Annotated in this window: 12 protein-coding genes, 1 tRNA gene and 4 pseudogenes; 9 read left to right on the top strand and 8 right to left on the bottom strand. The window is 71.4% G+C overall.

From position 1 onward, the window contains the following. Nucleotides 1–45: 45 nt before the first annotated feature. The 3 genes and pseudogenes from A8W25_RS11625 to A8W25_RS11615 form a co-directional block, all read left to right on the top strand. Nucleotides 46–825: an HAD-IIA family hydrolase gene (locus A8W25_RS11625; protein ID WP_067159408.1), complete on the top strand. Its 780-nt coding sequence runs from the start codon at nt 46–48 to the stop codon at nt 823–825. An 84-nt stretch (nt 826–909) separates the two neighbouring features. Then, nucleotides 910–1,476: a hypothetical protein gene (locus A8W25_RS11620; RefSeq protein WP_067159405.1), complete on the top strand. Its 567-nt coding sequence runs from the start codon at nt 910–912 to the stop codon at nt 1,474–1,476. Between the two features lie 100 nt (nt 1,477–1,576). Continuing rightward, nucleotides 1,577–1,936, top strand: a pseudogene (locus tag A8W25_RS11615) (glycoside hydrolase family 6 protein); the annotation flags it as partial. Nucleotides 1,937–1,955: 19 nt separating this feature from the next. Here A8W25_RS11615 and A8W25_RS11610 read toward each other — a convergent pair. The 4 genes and pseudogenes from A8W25_RS11610 to A8W25_RS11595 all read right to left on the bottom strand — a co-directional run bounded on the left by A8W25_RS11610 (nt 1,956) and on the right by A8W25_RS11595 (nt 7,888). Then, nucleotides 1,956–3,896, bottom strand: coding sequence for a kelch motif-containing protein (locus tag A8W25_RS11610; protein ID WP_067159402.1), 1,941 nt, complete (start codon nt 3,894–3,896; stop codon nt 1,956–1,958). Further along, nucleotides 3,893–6,005 (bottom strand): annotated as a pseudogene (locus A8W25_RS11605) (glycosyltransferase family 2 protein). Before A8W25_RS11605 ends, A8W25_RS11610 begins: the two are co-directional and overlap by 4 nt. Nucleotides 6,006–6,510: 505 nt before the next feature. Further along, a tRNA-Lys gene (locus tag A8W25_RS11600) sits at nt 6,511–6,584 on the bottom strand. Between the two features lie 89 nt (nt 6,585–6,673). After that, nucleotides 6,674–7,888, bottom strand: a complete 1,215-nt coding sequence (locus tag A8W25_RS11595; protein ID WP_079125970.1) for a UDP-N-acetylglucosamine--N-acetylmuramyl-(pentapeptide) pyrophosphoryl-undecaprenol N-acetylglucosamine transferase — start codon at nt 7,886–7,888, stop codon at nt 6,674–6,676. A gap of 63 nt (nt 7,889–7,951) precedes the next feature. On the opposite strand from A8W25_RS11595, the gene A8W25_RS11590 reads away from it, so the two are divergent. Beyond that, on the top strand, nt 7,952–8,659 hold the full coding sequence (locus A8W25_RS11590; protein ID WP_067159399.1) for a response regulator transcription factor: 708 nt from the start codon (nt 7,952–7,954) through the stop codon (nt 8,657–8,659). Further along, nucleotides 8,656–10,032, top strand: coding sequence for a sensor histidine kinase (locus A8W25_RS11585; RefSeq protein WP_067159396.1), 1,377 nt, complete (start codon nt 8,656–8,658; stop codon nt 10,030–10,032). The genes A8W25_RS11590 and A8W25_RS11585 overlap by 4 nt, the downstream gene beginning before the upstream one ends. Nucleotides 10,033–10,388: 356 nt before the next feature. On the opposite strand, the gene ehuD is transcribed toward A8W25_RS11585, so the two are convergent. From ehuD to A8W25_RS11565, 4 genes are read right to left on the bottom strand one after another with little or no spacing between them, the layout of a single operon-like run. Next, nucleotides 10,389–11,066, bottom strand: a complete 678-nt coding sequence (gene ehuD / locus A8W25_RS11580) for an ectoine/hydroxyectoine ABC transporter permease subunit EhuD (RefSeq protein ID WP_267890373.1) — start codon at nt 11,064–11,066, stop codon at nt 10,389–10,391. After that, a complete protein-coding gene (ehuC, locus tag A8W25_RS11575; RefSeq protein ID WP_067159393.1) occupies nt 11,063–11,722 on the bottom strand; it encodes an ectoine/hydroxyectoine ABC transporter permease subunit EhuC in 660 nt (219 codons plus the stop codon). Before ehuC ends, ehuD begins: the two co-directional genes overlap by 4 nt. Continuing rightward, a complete protein-coding gene (gene ehuB, locus A8W25_RS11570; protein ID WP_067161055.1) occupies nt 11,719–12,573 on the bottom strand; it encodes an ectoine/hydroxyectoine ABC transporter substrate-binding protein EhuB in 855 nt (284 codons plus the stop codon). The genes ehuC and ehuB overlap by 4 nt, the downstream gene beginning before the upstream one ends. Before the next feature lie 42 nt (nt 12,574–12,615). Further along, nucleotides 12,616–14,001 carry an amidase gene (locus tag A8W25_RS11565; protein WP_067159389.1) on the bottom strand — a complete coding sequence of 462 codons (1,386 nt, stop codon included), beginning with the start codon at nt 13,999–14,001 and terminating at the stop codon, nt 12,616–12,618. A gap of 131 nt (nt 14,002–14,132) precedes the next feature. On the opposite strand from A8W25_RS11565, the gene A8W25_RS11560 reads away from it, so the two are divergent. From A8W25_RS11560 to A8W25_RS32210, 4 genes and pseudogenes are all read left to right on the top strand, one after another. Next, on the top strand, nt 14,133–15,200 hold the full coding sequence (locus A8W25_RS11560; protein WP_067159386.1) for an LLM class flavin-dependent oxidoreductase: 1,068 nt from the start codon (nt 14,133–14,135) through the stop codon (nt 15,198–15,200). A gap of 282 nt (nt 15,201–15,482) precedes the next feature. Then, nucleotides 15,483–16,742: pseudogene (locus A8W25_RS11555) on the top strand (glycoside hydrolase family 18 protein); the annotation flags it as partial. After that, nucleotides 16,727–17,407 (top strand): class F sortase, encoded by a 681-nt coding sequence (locus A8W25_RS11550; RefSeq protein ID WP_067161052.1) that lies wholly within the window; start codon nt 16,727–16,729, stop codon nt 17,405–17,407. The pseudogene A8W25_RS11555 and the gene A8W25_RS11550, both read left to right, overlap by 16 nt. Before the next feature lie 331 nt (nt 17,408–17,738). Further along, a pseudogene (locus A8W25_RS32210) lies at nt 17,739–18,299 on the top strand (glycoside hydrolase family 6 protein); the annotation flags it as partial. Between the last annotated feature and the right edge of the window lie 41 nt (nt 18,300–18,340).

Genomic DNA, 18,340 nt, shown 5'->3' with positions numbered 1-18,340 from the left:
CAAGGAGCGGGGGAGCCCATCGCACACCGCAGGAGAGTCCGCCCCATGGCCGAGCGCAAGCCGATCGAATCCTGGCTCACCGACATGGACGGGGTCCTCATCCACGAGGGCACGCCGATCCCGGGTGCGGACGCCTTCCTCACCGGACTCAAGGAGTCGGGCAAGCCCTTCCTGGTCCTCACCAACAACTCCATCTACACCCCCCGCGACCTCCAGGCCCGGCTGTCCCGCATGGGCCTGCACGTGCCGGTCGAGAACATCTGGACCTCCGCGCTCGCCACCGCCAAGTTCCTGGACGACCAGCGGCCCGGCGGCACGGCGTATGTGATCGGGGAGGCGGGGCTCACCACCGCGCTGCACGACATCGGCTACGTCCTGACCGACCACGAGCCGGACTACGTGGTCCTGGGCGAGACCCGGACGTACAGCTTCGAGGCGCTCACCAAGGCGATCCGCCTGATCAACGGCGGGGCGCGGTTCATCTGCACCAACCCGGACGAGACCGGGCCGTCCACCGAGGGCCCGCTGCCCGCGACCGGCGCGGTGGCCGCGCTGATCACCAAGGCGACCGGCAAGAAGCCGTACTTCGCGGGCAAGCCCAACCCGCTGATGATGCGGACCGGGCTGAACGCGATCGGGGCGCACTCGGAGACCAGCGCGATGATCGGCGACCGGATGGACACGGATGTCCTGGCGGGGCTCGAAGCCGGGATGCAGACGTTCCTGGTGCTCACGGGCCTGACCCGGCCGGAGGACGTGGAGAACTTCCCGTTCCGGCCCTCCAAGACCGTCGACTCGATCGCCGACCTGGTCAAGCTGATCTGACCGACCGCGACGCTGAGCCGTTCGGGCGCGTCCGGGATGCGGAACGGCCCGGGGCGCGTGAATCTTCGGTACAGGAGGTTCACGATGCGCTTTCGACAGGTCACGCTCTGTGCGGCCGTGGCGGCCGCCACCGCTCTGATGCCCGTGTCCGCCGCCACGGCGGAGTCCGATCCGCACGGCTCACTGACGGTGACGCCGTCCACGATCGCCCCGGGCGGTGAGGTGGACCTGCGGGTCAGCGTGTGCGGCGGCCGGCAGGCCGTCGGGACCTCGGAGGCCTTCGTCTCGCAGGCGCAGTTCGCGCCGGCGGCGGACGGGGGCCTCTTCGCGCACGCCCGGATCCGCTCGGACGCCCAGGCGCGCGGCTACGACATCTGGGTGAACTGCAAGGACAGCTCGGGCCAGGCCTCCGGCCGCGTCACCGTCGTGCACGGCGGTGACCACCACCCGGACGGCCACCACCCCGAGCACCACGCCACCCCGCACGCCCCCGTCCACGCGGGCGGCGGCGGTACCGCGCGGCTCGCGGACCAGCAGGCCACCGAACAGGGCCCGGGCACCCGGCACGCGGTGATCGGCCTGGCCCTGGCGGCCGTGGCGGCGGTCGCGGTGGCGGGCCGCAGCGCGCGGCGCCGGCGCCGCACCGACTGAGACGACCGGGGCGATGTCCTCCGAGCACACGTCCGGCACCGGGCGGCTGCTGACCGGGGTGGCGTGGGCGGTCCTGCTGCTCGGCCTGTGGCTGTGGGGCCGGGCGGGCGTGGAGGCGGCCGACGGCTTCGCCGTCAACGTCTCCAACTTCCAGACGACGGCGGCCAGCCGCGACTTCGGCCACCAGCTGTCCGCGAAGCTGTCGGGCAAGCACTTCGTCATCGACACGAGCCGCAACGGGAACGGCCCCTACACGGGCGGCGACCCCAAGGAGACCTGGTGCAACCCCCCCGGCCGCGCCCTGGGCGAGCGCCCGACGACGCGGACGGGGGACGCGGCGGTGGACGCGTACGTCTGGGTCAAGCGGCCCGGGGAATCGGACGGGGACTGCAAGGGGGGCCCGAAGGCGGGGGAGTGGTGGGCGGACTACGCGCTCGCCCTGTCGCGCAACACCCGGTAGCCCCCGCCGGAGGTGCCGGTTACGGCACCTCCACCCACACCCCCTTCGACGGCACTCCCTCCCCGTCCGTCACGAACAGCATGTACCACCCCGGCGGCACCAGGTTCCGGTTCTTGGGGACCGTGACCCGGACGCCGTCCGGCGTCTTCGCGACGTCCAGCGCGATCGACCGCTGGTCGATGTCCGTGACGTGCGTCGTCGCGCTCGGCCGGATCAGCCGGGCCGTCTTCACCGCCGCCGCGTCCTTCGACTTGAAGACCCCGCTCCCGCCCCGCGCGAGGGACTTGGGGCCCTCCCCGAGATCGGGCCGCTCGCCCTTGCCCTTGTACAGGTACGGCGGCGTGTAGATCTCGATCCGCTGCTCGAAGACACCCGGCTTCGTGTCGTCCTTGTCGGCGAAGAGCGAGTCCCCGCCGAAGGTCACGACGCGCCCGTCGGGCAGCAGGATCGAGCCCGAGTGGTAGTTGCGGCCGACCTCCGGATCCGCCACCCGCCGCATCGTGCCCGTCTTCGCGTCGTAGATCCGCGCCTGGTGGAGGTTGGAGCCGCCCCGGCCCCGGTAGTCCTTGGAGCCGCCGCTGATCAGCATGGTGTCGTCGGGCAGCACCGAGGTCTGCGGGTAGCGCGTGCCGTCCGAGAGCGAAGGGCCGTCCTTGAAGGACGGGTTGGGGTCCTTGAGGTCCACGATCCGGGTCCTCTTGGACGACTTGGCCGACTCGCCGACCCCGCCACCGCCGATCACCATGTACTTCTCGTCCTGCGCCGGCGGCATCAGCACCGTCCCGGACGTCTCCATCTCCAGCGGGTCGCTCAGCCCGGGGATCTTCGTGAACCTGTTGCTGCGGACGTCCCAGATGCCCGGGTCACGGCCGACGTTGTCCGGCCCGTACCCCGCGTTGGAGCCCGAGTAGAACAGCTTGCCGTTCTGCAGCAGGAACACCGCCGGATAGGTCGGGAACTGCATGACCCCCTTGGTGTACGTCCACTTCTTCGTCTTCGGGTCGTACACCTCGTTCTTGCCCGGCACCAGCTGCCCGATGTCGTCGAGCCCCGAGAGCGCGAGGACCTTGCCGTCGGCCAGCGTCGTCAGCGTCGGGTACCAGCGCGCCTCGTTCATCGGGTCGACGGTGATGTACCGCTCCGCCACCGGGTCGAACTCGTAGGCGTCCCTGATCCCCTGGAAGTCCTTCTTGTCCAGGGCGAGCTTCTGCGCGATGCCGTAGATGTTGCGGGTGTCGGAGCCCTTGAGGCCCTGGATGCGGTAGTTGTCCTCGGTGCCGGTCTCGTGCTCGGTGCCGGACTCCTCGGCCTCCACATAGATCCGCCCGAGCCCGGCCTCCGTGCGCAGGAACTTCCCGGTCTTCTTGTCGAAGACCTTCTTGGCGCGCTGGACGAGGACGGGGTCCTTGGAGACGAACGTCTTGGCGTTGGACTTGCCGGTGAACCGGGTGCCCGCGGGCAGCGTGACCGGCTTGTCCGGGTCCTCGTTGTGGACGATCATCAGGCCGCCGGCCTTGGTGACATCGCCCTGGAGCTTCTCGTACCGCTTGGTGCCGCCCGCGATCAGCAGCTTGCCGTCGGCCAGCTGGGTGTGGCCGGTGCAGAACAGGTCGTTGGGCGTGGGGACCTTCTTGAAGGTGTTCTTCTCCGGGTCCCACAGCACCGTGTCGAACTTCTTGGCGTCGAAGTTCTTGGAGTTGTTGCCGGAGCCCGCGACCAGCAGGACCTTGCCGGTGTGCAGCAGCGCCGCGTGGATCGTGTTGAGCCGGAACTCCTTGGGCATGGCGACCATGTCCCAGTGGCCGTTGTCCGCCTTGTACCCGGGCTGGTTGATCTTGTAGTCGTGGTACTGGTCCGAGGAGAACCGGTACAGCCAGGGCCCGTTGGCGCCCGCGAGCGCGAGGACCACCGCCGTACCGATCGCCCAGCGTCGGGTACGGCGGGTCGGACGGAATCTCATTGCTTACGTCCCCCAAGGGCGATCTGCACGGTCTGGTCGGCGGGCGGGTCGGTGCTCTCACCGGTCTGCGGGGCGCTGCTCTGCGGTGCGCCGCTCTGCGGGGTGCCCGCAGGCTGGGCGCCGCTCTGCTGGACGCCCGGCTGCGGCGCCCCGGGTGTCCACTGGGGGCGCTCCTGCTGGTGCGGGCCGGCCGGGGCGGACGGCGGTCCCGACCGCCTGCGCTTGCCCCGCTTCTTCTTCTCCGCCCGTACGGTCCACCGCCAGCCGATGATCGGCGCGGCCGTGATCAGCATGGCCAGGGTCGCCCAGGTGATCATCGCCGGGTGGCTTTGGCCGTTGAAGAACGAGGAGACGAGCGAGCCGCCGAACAGGGCGATGAAGAAGAGGTGGATGCGGAAGGTGCCGAAGAGGGTGTCCGGGCTGGACGAGTCGCCCTTGGGCGTCACCACGAAGGAGCTCTTGCGGCGCAGTACGGCGTCCATCAGCGAGCGGGCGTAGATGGGCGCGGAGAGCGCCGACATCACCATGCCGGCGATCCCGCCGGAGCCCTCCGGCTCGTGCGGCGAGACGTTGTGGCGCCGGTTCCAGATGTAGAGCCCGATCTGGAGGGCCGAGGCGTTGCCGTACAGCATCATCCAGATGACGGGGTCGATCTGCACACCCGAGGCGCCCAGGCCCAGGAACAGGGCGCAGCTGAGCGCCGCCAGGATCCAGTTGAGGGCCGACATCGGGTAGAAGATGATCATCATCGTGTAGTTGAAGAGCTTGCCGGTCGGCAGGGTGCCGAAGCCCTTCCAGTACTGCTTGAGGATCGTCTCGTACGTGCCTCTGGACCATCATCGTGTAGTTGAAGAGCTTGCCGGTCGGCAGGGTGCCGAAGCCCTTCCAGTACTGCTTGAGGATCGTCTCGTACGTGCCTCTGGACCAGCGCAGCTGCTGGGTGAAGAAGTCGGTCCAGGCGCTCGGGCCCTCGCCGACGGCCAGCACGTCCGGGGTGTAGACCGAGCGCCACTTCTCGCCCGTGGCCGGGTTGGTGGCGCGGTGCATCTCGAAGCCGGTCGCCATGTCCTCGGTGATCGAGTCGTACAGCCCGCCGATCTGCTTCAGCGCGCTGATGCGCACGGCGTTGCTGGTGCCGACGAACATGGGCGCGCCGTACCTGTTGCCGGCCCGCTGGATCAGCGCGTGGAAGAGGAACTGCTGGGACTCGGCGGCCTTGGTGACGAAGGTGTCGTAGTTGCCGTAGACCTGCGGGCCGATGACGAAGCCGACGTCCGGGTCGCGGAAGTAGCCGAGCATCCGCTCCAGGTAGTTGGGCAGCGGCACGTGGTCGGTGTCGACCGAGGCGAAGAAGTCGTAGTCGCCGCCGTGCGCCTCCAGCCAGGCGTTGTAGTTGCCGTGCTTGGTCTTGGCGCGGTGCGGGCCCTTGGCCTGGTTCCAGCGCGCGACGCCCTTGCGGGAGAAGTGGTGCACGCCCAGGCGCGCGCACACCTCCTTGACCGCCGGGTCGTCGCCCTCGTCGAGCAGCCAGACGTGCATCAGTCCGCGGTGGCGGATGCGGACCGCGGCCTCCAGGGTCTTGGTCACCATCTCCAGCGGCTCCTTGCCGGGCACGAAGGAGGTGAGGAAGGCGACCTTGGTGCCGGTCTCGGGCACCACGGGGATCGGGTCGCGGGCGACCAGCGTGGCGTGCGCGTTGGACAGCACGTTCATCGTCCGGAAGAGCTCGATCAGGCCGATCGAGACCAGCATGACGATGTCCAGGACCAGCAGGGACTGCGAGGCGTGGTCGCGCTTGGTCCAGTGCCCGGGCTGCATCAGCCAGGCGAACAGGCCGAGCGAGACCAGCGGGGCCGCGCCGAGCAGCAGGGCCGCGCGTATCCGGTGCGGCTCCTGCGAGAGGAGCGACCGGTAGCGCACGCGGTACGGCTTCGCCGGGTCCGGCTGGGTGAGCGGGCCGGCCAGTCTGCTGTAGTGCTCGTAGTCGTAGCGCGGCAGCGACTTCTTCAGCCGCTGCCGGGCTCCGGGCCGCAGATGCGGCGGGAGCCGGAGCTGAGTGGTCTGGGACGGGTCATCGTGGTGCCGGGCGCCGGTCGGCGTCGACGTCATGAGTCATCCCCCCGCACGCAAGGGTCAGGTTGCGTGTGTGTCGTTGTTCCGTCGTCCGCGTCGGTCCCCCTCGACCCCGCGGACGTACTGATGGTCGGTCAAGGGGCGGGCCGCTCCCCTTGATCCAGACATGGGAGGAGGCCGCTCCGGTTGCATGATGCCTTCATCGGCACCGATTCATGAACGGGGCCCCCACCCCGCCGTCCGGCCAACCGGTACATTCCCCTCCGAACCACCCGCACGACCTCCAACTGATGGAGCCGTACACCCCCTTGGAACCGATGGCCCCCCAGCCAGGTTTCTATGCCCGGCGGCTTGATCGCAAGGGTGAAACAAGCTGTTTACCGGTCATACGCGGGCTTTACGGGGCGCTTGTGCAGGGCGTGCGGATTTCGGGTGGAGCTCCCGTGGCAGTACCACGCGCTGAACGGCGCGGGAGGCGCTGGCGCACGCCCGGGAACGACCACAGCCCCCTCGTCGATGACGAGGGGGCTGTGGCTGTCTGTGCGCCGCCAGGGACTCGAACCCCGGACCCGCTGATTAAGAGTCAGCTGCTCTAACCAACTGAGCTAGCGGCGCCTGCTGACATCGAGAACTCTACCGGACTCGGGCGGGTGGTTCTGACCAGCGCCACGCGGTGAGATGTTCGTTTCATCCGTTTTGATCCGTCACAATGCGATATGGGCGGACGGTTGGAAAGCTGTGGCCCGTGCAGAAGCGCAGAAAAGATCTTCAACGACCACAAGATCGCCGAGAGCGGCAGGTGACGCCCATGACGGTGCCGGTGTTCGAGGAGTACGAGCCGGCGGGCGAGTGCGGCTGCGCCGGGTGCGTGGACCGGCGGCGGACGGCCGCCCTGTCGCCGCGCGCCGGGGGCCACCCGGCTCGATCAGCCCGGCCAGCCGGTCGGCGGTGGTCTCGGCGTCCGGGAGCAGCAGCCCCGCCCCGGCGTCCGTGAGCACCCGCGCGTTGTGCGTCTGGTGGTCGCCGGGCGCGTGCGGATACGGCACGAGGACCGCCGGCACGCCCGTGCTGGCCAGCTCCGCGACCGTCGCCGAACCGGCCCGGCACACCACCAGATCGGCGGCCGCGTACGCGAGGTCCATCCGGTCGAGGTACGGCACGGCCCGCGCGCCCCACAGCCCGGTGAGCCGCCGCCGGGTCTCCTCAAGGGCGGCCGGACCGGTCTTGATCAGCAGATGGACGTCGTCGCGCCCCTGCCAGCGCCGGGCGAGGCCGAGCGCCGCCTCGGTGAGCCGGGCCGCGCCCAGGCTGCCGCCGTTGACGAGCACCAGGCGCGCCCCGGGCGGCACGTCCAGCGCCCGCCGGGCCTCGGCCCGCAGCGAGGGCCGGTCGAGCCGGGCCAGCGCCGAGGCGATCGGCATCCCGGTGGTGAGGGCGTCGGCGCCGCCCGCGAGGTGCGCCCGGCTGCGGTCGAAGGCGACCGCGATGTTCCTGGTGAGCCGGGCCGCGAACTGGTTGGCCCGCCCCGGCACCGCGTTGGACTCGTGGATCAGGCTGGGCAGTCCGGCGAGTCTGGCGCCGACGATGACGGGCGCGCTGGGATAGCCGCCCATCCCGACGGCCACCTGGGCCCCCTGTGCCCGCAGGATCGCCCGGCACTGCGCTCCGGACTTCAGCAGCGCGGCCGGGAGCAGATAGCGGCGGGCGCCGAGCGCCGGGTCGAAGGGGATCATGTCGACGGTGTGCAGCCGGTATCCGGCGGCGGGTATCAGCTCGCCCTCCAGGCCCCGTTCCGTACCGACGAACGAGATCACCGCGTCCGGGACGGCCCGGCGCAGCGCTTCGGCGAGCGCGAGCCCTGGATAGATATGGCCGCCGGTGCCGCCCGCACCGATCACGACAGAGAGTGGTGTGCGCATGCCCCGAAGGTTCGCGGGGTGGCTTAAGAGGCTTCTAAGAGCGGCGTTTGGCACTCTTTGCCCATGAGCAGCAGCGCACACGCCCGGCCCCCGGCCCGCATCCTCGTCGTCGACGACGAGCCGGAGGTGCGGGCCGCCGTGGAGGACGGCCTCACCGTCGAGGGGTACGAGGTACGGGGCGCCGCCGACGGGCTGGCGGCGCTCGCGGACATCGCGACCTGGCAGCCGGACGCGGTGGTCCTGGATGTGATGATGCCGGTCCTGGACGGTCTGGCCGTCTGCCGCCGGCTGCGGGCGCTGGGCGACCGCACCCCCGTCCTGGTCCTGACCGCGCTCGACTCGGTGAGCGAGCGCGTCGACGGCCTGGAGGCGGGCGCCGACGACTATCTCGTCAAGCCGTTCGCGCTGGACGAACTCATCGCGCGCGTACGGGCCTTGCTGCGCCGGGCCGCGCCCGAGGAGCCGGACCCGGAGCGGCTGGTCTTCGCGGACCTGGTCCTCGACCCCGTCACCAGGACCGGCCACCGCGCCGGACGCCCGCTGGAGTTCAGCCGCACCGAGGCCGCCCTGCTCGAACTGCTCATGCGCCACCCCGGCCAGGTCCTGCCGCGCGAGATGATCCTGGAACTCGTCTGGGGCCGCGACTTCGGTCCCGACTCCAACTCGCTCGCGGTGTACGTGGGTTATCTGCGCCGCAAACTGGAGGCGGCCGGCGAGCCCCGGCTCGTCCACACCGTCCACGGCATCGGCTACCGGCTGGACACCCCGTGAGCGCGCGCCGCCGTCTGGGCGCGCGCTGGCGGCGCCACCGCCCGCTGCGCACCCGGCTCGCGCTGGCCGCGTCGGCGGCGGTGGCGCTGGTCGCGCTCGGCGTCTGCACGGCCGCGTTCTTCGTGATCCGCTACGAGCTGTTCCACCAGCTCAACCTGAACCTCACCCAGTCGGCGACGCTCGCCGCCCAGCAGAACCGGGGCGAGGCACCCGGCGTACTCAACGGCGAGTGCCGCTTCCTGTCCGCCCCGGCCTGCGCCCAGATCGTCCCGGCCGACCGGGCGAAGGACCCCGCGCGCCCCTATCTGCTGCCGGTGCCGCCCCAGGCCCGCGAGGTCGCGGCCGGGAAGCGCCGCCCGTACTTCACCAACATCACGCTCTCCGGCCACCCGGCCCGGATGCTCACCACCACGCTGCCGCACGGCGAGGCGCTCCAGGTCGCCCTGCGCGCGGACACGGTGGAGGAGGGCGTACGGCAGGCGGCCCGGCTGCTCGTCGGAGTCGGCGCGGCCGGGGTGCTGCTGGCCGCCGGGCTCGGCTACTGGGTCTCGCGCACCGGCCTCGCCCCGGTCGCCCGGCTCACCGCGACCGCCGAGCACATCGCGGCGACCCGGGACCCCAGCCACCGCATCGAGCTGCCGCCGGGCCCGTCCGGCAAGGAGGACGAGGTGACCCGGCTCGCCGCGTCCTTCAACACGATGCTGGGTGAGCTGGAGCAGTCGGTGACCGCGCAGCGCCGGCTGGTCGCGGACGCCTCCCACGAGCTGCGCACCCCGCTGACCGCGCTGCGCACCAACGCCGAACTGCTGGCCCGCGCCGACCGCCTCACCGAGGCCCAGCGCACCCGCGCGTCCTCGGCGCTCGGCCGTCAGATCCGGGAGGTGACGGTGATGGTGAACGACCTGATCGACCTGGCCAGGGACGAGGAGCCCACCCCGCTCCTGGAGGAGGTGCGGCTGGCGCCCCTGGTCGCCCACACCGTGGACACGGCACGCGCGCACTGGCCCGCGACGCCGTTCCACCTCGATCTGGCGGACGCCTCCGCGACCCTTCCCGGCGTCCCGGCCCGTCTCGCCCGTCTGCTGTCCAACCTCCTGGACAACGCGGCCAAGTTCAGTCCGCCGGGCGCGCCGGTCGAAGTGACCCTGTCCGGGGGCGGGTTGACGGTACGGGACCACGGACCCGGCATCGCGGAGGAGGACCTCCCCTACGTCTTCGACCGCTTCTACCGCGCGGACCGCGCCCGCGCGCTGCCCGGCTCGGGCCTGGGCCTGGCGATGGCCCGCCAGATCGCCCGGGCCCACGGGGCGGACCTGTCGGTCCGGAATGCTCCGGGCGGGGGTGCGGAGTTCGGGGTGACGTGGTCCCCGTAACCCCACGCCCCCTTTTCGGCCCGGACTTTGCCCGCGGGCCGGTGGTGGGTTGCTCGCGCAGTTCCCCGCGCCCCTGAAAACCCTCGTTCGCCTGCGGACCGTGCCGGGTTGCTCGCGCAGTTCCCCGCGCCCCTGAAAGCCTGGGGCTGAGCCGGCTTCTCAGGCCGCCGCCAACCCCCTGAGGGGCGCGGGGAACTGCGCGACCAGCCACCCACCGGCCCGCAGACGAAGACCGGGCCAAACAAGCCCCCACCGGCCCGCAGGTGAAGTCCGGGCACAAAACGCGCGCGCTAGAACCCCGCCGGCTCCGTGTAGATGCCCCACTCGTCGCGCAGCACCCCGGCTTGGGGGAGAGGTCAGCGGGCAAGGCGGCGCTCCAGGGCTCGTACGAGAAGGGAAGCCGGATAGGCGATGAGGATGAAGGCGATGCCGACCACGGTCAGCGGCTCGGTGTACTGGAAGGTCGACGCGCCCTCCAGACGCGACTGCTGGAGGAGTTCGAGGACGCTGATCCCGGCGAGCAGCGGGGTGTCCTTGAGCATCGAGATGACGTAGTTGCCGAGCGCGGGAACGATCCGGCGGACCGCCTGCGGCAGGATCACCGCCAGCCAGGTCCGGTGCACGGGCAGGCTGAGCGCGGTGGCCGCCTCCCACTGCCCCTTGGGCACGGCGTCGATGCCGGCCCGGTAGACCTGTGCGGTGTACGTCGAGTAGTGCAGCCCGATGGCGAGGACGCCGGTGGTCAGGGCGGAGAACTTCACACCCCACTCGGGCAGCACGAAGAACAGGAAGAACAGCTGCACCAGGAGCGGTGTGGTGCGGATGAACTCGGTGACGGCGGTCACCGGCCACCGCACCAGCCGCGACGGCGCGCGCAGCCCGAGCGCCCACACCAGGCCCAGCGAGAACGAGATGAGCGAGCCGAGCGCCAGGACCTGGAGGGTGACGAGCACCCCGTCCCAGAAGCGCGGCATGAAGTCCCAGACGGCGGACCAGTCCCAGGAGGACTGTGCCGCCCCAGCCGAGTACGTCACTTGACCGTCACCCCCAGATTGGCCTTGGTGCGGCGCTCCAGCGCCTTCATGCCCCGGGTGATCCCGAAGGCGAGGACGAAGTAGACGACGAGGGTGACGCTGTAGATCTGGGCGCTGTCCTGGGTGGCGAGCCGGACCAGGTACGCGGCGAACGACACGTCGCCGACCCCGAGCAGCGAGACGAGCGCGGTGCCCTTGAGCAGCTCGACCAGCAGGTTGCAGAACGGCGGGATCATCTCCGGCACCGCCTGCGGCAGCAGCACCAGCCGCATCCGCTGCCACGGTGTGAGGCTGAGCGCTATGCCCGCCTCGCGCTGGGCGGGTGCGACGGCGTTCAGCGCGCCCCGGACGATCTCCGCGCCGTACGCCCCGTAGGAGAGGCCGAGCGCGAGGACGGCCGCCCACATCGGCACCAGCTGCCAGCCCACCAGCGGCGGCAGCACGAAGAACAGCCAGAACATCAGGACGAGCGCGGAGGTGCCCCGGAAGACCTCGGTGTAGAAGCCGGCCAGGAACCGGACGAACCGGGAGCGGTGCGTCCGGGCCATGCCGATGCCGAAGGCGACTGCGGCGGCCAGCGCCGCGCTGTACACGGTCAGCTGGATCGTGATCCAGATTCCCGGCAGCACCCAGTGCTGCCACAGGCCCGCCGTCATCGGCACAGCTCCTTGGCGGTGAGGGTGGTCATCTCGGCCCGGGTGAAGCCGAACGGCCGCAGGATCCGGAAGAGTTCACCGCTGGCGCGCATCTCGCGCAGCTCGGTGTTGAACGCGTCGCGCAGGGTGGTGTCGGTGGGCCGGAAGGCGAAGCCGCCGCCGTCGACCTTCTTCTTGCCGTCGACCACGGCGGCGAACGGCTCGGTGGCCTCGGCGCGGCTGCTCTTGCGGACCACGGCGCGGCTGGTGAGCGCGGTCCCGGCGAACACGTCGACGCGGCCGGACTCCACCGCGTTCAGCCCGGCCACCTGGTCCTGGAGGATGACGATGTCCTTCTCCGGGACCCCGGCGGCCACCGCGTACTGGATCTCCGCGTAGCCGGTCCCGGTGGCGAAGCGGGCGCGGGTGCGCACCACGTCCTCGTAGCTGTGCAGCTTCTTGGGGTTGCCCTTGCGCACGATGAACGCGTCGAGCATCTGGTACTCGGGGTCGGCGAAGAGGACCTGTGCGCAGCGCTCCTTGTTGATGTACATCCCGGCCGAGACGACGTCGAACTGCTGGGAGTTGAGGCCGGGGATGAGGGAGGAGAAGTCGGTGGCCACGGGCTGGACGCGGTCGATGCCAAGCCGCTTGAAGATCACTTTGGCGAGTTCCGGCGCCTCTCCGGTGAACCGGCCGTCCTCGTCGACATAGCCGTACGGGACCTCTCCGGCGATCCCCAGCCGTACCGTGCCCTGCGATCTGAGGCGCCCGAGCGCGTCGCCGGAGGGCACCCGGGAGCAGCCGGCGGCGGCGAGGGCCGCGCCGACGCCTCCGGCCAGAAACGTTCGTCGTGCAGTTGCTCGAACCATGGCGGCGCCGCTACCCGCGATCGACGCCACCATGCATCGGGGTCAGCCCTCCAGCGCGTGCGCCGCTCTGAGCACCAGGTCGTCGCGGTGGCGCGCGGCCACCAGCTGGAGGCCGATCGGCAGCCCCGCGCGGTCCGCGCCGACCGGGACCGTGAGCGCCGGCTGGCAGGTCAGGTTGAAGGGGTACGTGAACGGGGTCCAGCCCGTCCAGCGGCGCAGCCCCGACCGCTCGGGGACCTCCGCGCCCGCCTCGAACGCGGTGATCGGCAGGGTGGGCGTGACCAGCAGGTCGTAGGTGCGGTGGAAGCGGGCCATCCGGTGGCCGAGCTCCGCCCGGACGTCGAGCGCGGCCAGATGGTCGAGCGCCGTGTACCGGGCGCCCTGCTCGGCGATCTCCCGCAGCCCGGGCTCCAGGGCCGCCCGCCGCTCGGACGGGAGGCGGGTCACCACCCGTGCCGCGCCCGTGAACCACAGGGTGTGGAAGGCGGCCACCGGGTCCGCGAAGTCCGGGTCGGCCTCCTCGACGTACGCGCCGAGCCCGGCGAGCCGGGTCACCCCCGCCCGTACCGCCGCCGCGACCTCGGGGCGCACGGCCACCTGGCCGCCGAAGGACGGCGAGTAGGCGATCCGCAGGCCCTTCACGCCTTCGGCGAGGCCGGGCGAGACGGGCTCGGCGCGCTCGTTCGCCGACCAGTCGCGCCAGTCCGCGCCGCTGATCACGTCGAGCAGCAGCGCCGTGTCGGCCGCGTCCCGGGCCAGCGGCCCGATGTGCGCGAGCGAACCGAACGGGCTGGGCGGGAACAGCGGCACCCGCCCGTACGTGGGCTTGAGCCCGACCACCCCGCAGAACGAGGCGGGGATGCGTACCGAGCCGCCGCCGTCGGTCCCGAGGGAGAGCGGCGCCGCCCCGGCCGCGACCGCCGCCGCGCTGCCGCCGCTGGAGCCGCCCGCCGTGCGCGCGGGGTCGTGCGGGTTGCGGGTGATCCCCGAGAGCGCCGAGTCGGTGACCGCCTTCCACCCGAACTCGGGCATCGTGGTCTTCCCCACGAACACCGCCCCGTGCTCGCGCAGCCGGGCCACGGCGGGCGCGTCCACGTCCCAGGGCCCCGGTCCGGCCGGGAGGGTGGAGCCGCGCAGGGTCGGGCCGCCGGCCACCGGGAGCGCGTCCTTGACGGACACCGGCACCCCGTCGAGCAGCCCCAGCGGCTCCCCGGCCCGCCACCGGGCGGTGGACTCCTCGGCCCGGGCCAGCGCCGCCTCGGCGTCGACCCGGACGAACGCGTTGATCCGGGGCTGCACGGCGGCGGTCCGCTCCAGTACGGCCCGGACCGCCTCGACGGGGGAGAAGTCGCCCTTGCCGTATCCGGCCAGGAGTTGATGGGCAGTCAGATCGGCGAGTGAGGTAAGGCCTGTCGTCGGATCGGTCATGCCCGGGTTCGTACCCCCGTTTGCTGATCGACAGCGTCCGGGGCGGGTGACCGACGGCCGGGGAATAAAACGGAGACACCCTCCTGTTAGTTCCGTCCGTACCCGTACGGCACGACTGGAGGAGCGGACCGGTGGACGTGGACGACATTCGAGGGACGGCGTTCGGCAGTGCGCCCGTGCCCCTGTCCGTACTGGACCTGGTGACGGTCGGCAGCGGCTACACCGCGACCAGGGCGCTGCGCACCAGCGTGGAGATCGCCCGGCTCGCCGAGCGGCGCGGCTTCACCCGCCACTGGGTCGCCGAGCACCACTCCATGCCCGGCGTCGCCTCCTCGTCCCCGGCCGTGATCCTCGCCCACCTCGCCGCCCACACCGAGCGCATCCGGCTCGGCTCCGGCGGCGTCATGCTGCCCAACCACGCGCCGCTGGTGATCGCGGAGCAGTTCGGCACCCTGGAGGCGCTGGCCCCGGGGCGCGTCGACCTGGGCCTGGGGCGCGCGCCCGGCACCGACGGCGCCACGGCGGCGGCCCTGCGCCGCACCGACCATCTGAACGAGGGCGCCGACGAATTCCCGCAGCAGCTGGCCGAGTTGACCAGGTTCCTCGACGACGACTTCCCCGACGGGCACCCCTACGCCCGGATCCACGCCGTGCCGGGACCCGTCCAGGGCCCCGCCGCCCGGCCGCCGATCTGGCTGCTCGGCTCCTCCGGCTTCAGCGCCCGCCTCGCCGGGGTCCTGGGCCTGCCGTTCGCCTTCGCGCACCACTTCTCGGCCGCGAACACCGTGCCCGCGCTCGACCTCTACCGCGAGTCGTTCCGGCCGTCGGCGGTGCTGGACGCGCCGTACGCGCTGATCGGCGTCTCGGCGCTGGCCGCCGACAGCGAGGAGGAGGCGCGCCGCCAGACGCTCACCAACGCCCTGTCGATGGTGCGGCTGCGCACCGGGCGCCCGGGTCTGGTGCCGACCCCGGAGGAGGCGGCCGCGTACTCCTTCAGCCCGATGGAGCGGGAGTTCGTCGACGGCTGGCTCGCCAACGTGGTCTCCGGGACCGCCGAGGAGGTGCGCGACGGGCTCGACGCGCTGCAGAAGCGGACCGGCGCGGACGAGCTGATGCTGACCGCGAACGCGCACGGACCGGAGGTGCGGGTGCGCTCCTACGAGCTGATCGCGGACGTGTACGGGGCACCCGCGGGATGATCGATTCCGCATCCACCGGGTGATCACCGGCCGGTAAATCCTGGAATTCGCGGGGCCGGTGGTCCAACCCGTTCACCGCCCCGCCCAAGATCCATAAGGCACCCTTAAACCGCTCGTCACCGATGGTGGCGAGCGGTTCGTTCATTCGGTCCACCTCCCTGACAAGCGGTTTCGCGCTCAAATTGGTCTAGTCCTCAATTTGGTTCAGACCATTGACGCGGCCCCGGCGTGATCGCTATCACTGCTCCAACCGCCGTTCCGCTCACCCCCCGGAGGCCGACCGTGCCCGTCCGCAGACCTCTAGCCGCAGCCCTCACGACCGCGACGCTCGCCGCCGGCGCGCTGGCCGCCTTCGCGGGCCTCGGCCCGGCGGGCGCCGCATCCGCCGCCGACGCCCAGAACGTCGCCGCCTCCACCGGGGGCGTGAAGATCGCGTACTACGACCAGTGGAGCGTGTACGGGAACGCCTTCTACCCCAAGCACCTCGACACCCGGGGCATCGCGGGCAAGCTGGACGTCATCAACTACTCGTTCGGCAACATCCACCCCACCGACCTCACCTGTTTCGAGGCCAACAAGGCGGCGGGCGACGACAACAACGCCGGCGCGGGTGACGGCGCGGGCGACTCCTACGCCGACTACCAGAAGTCCTTCAGCGCGGCGGACAGCGTCAGCGGTGTGGCCGACAAGTGGGACCAGCCGATCGTCGGCGTCTTCAACCAGTTCAAGCAGCTCAAGGCCAAGTACCCCAAGCTGAAGATCAACATCTCGATCGGCGGCTGGAGCTACTCCAAGTACTTCTCGGACGCGGCCAAGACGGACGCCGGCCGCAAGAAGCTGGTGGCGTCCTGCGTCAAGCAGTACATCCAGGGCGACCTGCCGGTCGACGGCGGCTTCGGCGGTGCCGGTTCGGCCGCCGGGATCTTCGACGGCATCGACATCGACTGGGAGTACCCCGGCTCGCCCGACGGCCATCTCGGCAACCACTACGCGGCCGAGGACAAGCAGAACTTCACGCTGCTGCTCGCCGAGTTCCGCAAGCAGCTCGACGAGTACGGGGCCGCGCACGGCGGCAAGAAGTACCTGCTGACGGCGGCGATGCCGGCGGGCCAGGACAAGATCAAGAACATCGAGACCGACAAGGTCGGGCAGTACCTCGACTACGCCAACGTCGGGGCCGCGCACGGCGGCAAGAAGTACCTGCTGACGGCGGCGATGCCGGCGGGCCAGGACAAGATCAAGAACATCGAGACCGACAAGGTCGGGCAGTACCTCGACTACGCCAACGTCATGACGTACGACATGCACGGCGGCTGGGACGGCGACGGGCCGACCTACCACCAGTCGCCGCTGTACTCGGGCGCGAACGACCCGACCGACGTCATCAAGCCCGGCACCCAGAAGTACTCGATCGCCAACGCGGTCGACTCCTGGCTGGACGGGAACGCGGCGTACGGCATCGCGGGCGGCTTCCCGGCGAACAAGCTGACGCTGGGGTACGAGTTCTACTACCGCGGCTGGAAGGGCTGTCCTCCGAGCACACGTCCGGCACCGGGCGGCTGCTGACCGGGGTGGCGTGGGCGGTCCTGCTGCTCGGCCTGTGGCTGTGGGGCCGCGAGGCCACCGACGGCCCGGGCAGCAGCTCGGCGCCCACCACCGGTGACGTGGCGGCCGTGGGGCGCCCGCTGGGCGTACCCCTGCCGCCCGCGCACGCCCCGGTGGCGGCGGCGCCGCCGCAACGTGTCGAGATCCCTTCCATAGGGGTGACCGCTCCCGTCGTGCCGCGCGGCCTCGACACCTCGGGCGCGGTCGATCCGCCGCCGTACGACCGGCCGGGCACGGTCGGCTGGTTCGGCGCCGGGGTCCAGCCCGGCGGGCCCGGCGCGGCGCTGCTCGTCGGCCATGTCGACACCGAGCGCAAGCCCGCCGTCTTCTACGGCCTGAGCGCCACCCGCCCCGGCCAGAAGGTCCGGGTGACCAGGACCGACGGGTCGGTCGCCGAGTTCACCATCGACGACGTGCAGGTCTTCGGGCGGGACCGGTTCGACGCGCACAAGGTGTACGGGGCGCGCCGGACGGGGCGCGCGGAGCTGCGGCTGATCACCTGCGGGGGCACCTACGACCGCAAGGCCCGTACGTATACGGCGAACGTGGTGGTGTCGGCCTATCTGACGGACGTACGCGCGGCGGCGGCACCCAGGTCCTGAGCGCGCACGGCGGCGTTCCTCCGTACCCGGCCCGGCCGACGGCCCGCTCCCCCCGGAGCCGCCGGCCGGGCTGGTCCTCGACCGTGGGCGCACGGGCTGCGGGAGAAGCCCGGCACCTCCACGGGAGGCTCGGTGGGACCGGCGTCCAACTGTGGCCGGGACTGGGGCCGATGCGACCACTGTAGAACCGGTGTGCGCTTTCGGCCTAGGGCCGGATAACGCCAAGTCGCCTTCCGTGCGCGCTCGGTGGGCACGGGCTCGTGGGGGTGCTCGCCGGTGTGCCACGATGGATCGGGGGAAGCGTCCGGGAAAGTACGTTTGAGGGGGTCGGATGTTCCGGAGTGGTGCGCGGACGGGTGCGGTCGGGGTGGCGGCGGCGGTGGGTACGGCGCTGTTGCTGACGTCCTGCTCGTCCTCCTCGGACGGCGACAGGAAGCCCGAGGTGGCGCAGCAGCCGAAGGGGACCGATCCGTTCTGGGTCAATCCGGACGGCAACGCCACGCGCCAGGCGGCGAAGTACCGCAAGAGCGGTGACGACGCGAAGGCGGCGCTGATCGGGAAGATCGCGGAGCAGCCGGTCGGGGAGTGGATCGGCCCCGAGAACCCGGAGTCGGAGGCGAAGGGCTTCACCGAGGCGGCGGCGAAGGCGGACCGTACGGCGCTGCTGGTGCTCTACAACATCCCGCACCGCGACTGCGGCCAGTTCTCCAAGGGCGGCGCGGCGGACGGGGACGCGTACCGGGCGTGGGTGGACCAGGTGGCCAAGGGGATCGGGGACCGGGGCGCCACGGTCGTCCTGGAGCCGGACGCGGTGCTGCACCTGGTCGACGGCTGTACTCCCGCGCAGTTCGCGGAGGAGCGCTACGACCTGCTGAAGAAGGCGGTCGAGCGGCTGAAGCGGCAGCCCGGCGTGAAGGTGTACGTGGACGCGGG

Origin of the sequence: Streptomyces sp. ERV7 (assembly GCF_001653515.1) — a bacterium.
Taxonomy (GTDB): Bacteria; Actinomycetota; Actinomycetes; order Streptomycetales; family Streptomycetaceae; genus Streptomyces.
Note: the sequence above shows the minus strand (reverse complement) of the source record. Positions and strands in the feature narration are given on the sequence as shown.

What these genes read in the sequence shown, in the direction of transcription:
- A8W25_RS11625 (WP_067159408.1), top strand. Translation starts at nt 46, where the DNA reads ATGGCCGAGCGCAAGCCGATCGAATCCTGGCTCACCGACATGGACGGG.
- A8W25_RS11620 (WP_067159405.1), top strand. Translation starts at nt 910, where the DNA reads ATGCGCTTTCGACAGGTCACGCTCTGTGCGGCCGTGGCGGCCGCCACC.
- A8W25_RS11610 (WP_067159402.1), bottom strand. Translation starts at nt 3,896, where the DNA reads ATGAGATTCCGTCCGACCCGCCGTACCCGACGCTGGGCGATCGGTACG.
- A8W25_RS11595 (WP_079125970.1), bottom strand. Translation starts at nt 7,888, where the DNA reads ATGCGCACACCACTCTCTGTCGTGATCGGTGCGGGCGGCACCGGCGGC.
- A8W25_RS11590 (WP_067159399.1), top strand. Translation starts at nt 7,952, where the DNA reads ATGAGCAGCAGCGCACACGCCCGGCCCCCGGCCCGCATCCTCGTCGTC.
- ehuC (WP_067159393.1), bottom strand. Translation starts at nt 11,722, where the DNA reads ATGACGGCGGGCCTGTGGCAGCACTGGGTGCTGCCGGGAATCTGGATC.
- ehuB (WP_067161055.1), bottom strand. Translation starts at nt 12,573, where the DNA reads ATGGTTCGAGCAACTGCACGACGAACGTTTCTGGCCGGAGGCGTCGGC.
- A8W25_RS11565 (WP_067159389.1), bottom strand. Translation starts at nt 14,001, where the DNA reads ATGACCGATCCGACGACAGGCCTTACCTCACTCGCCGATCTGACTGCC.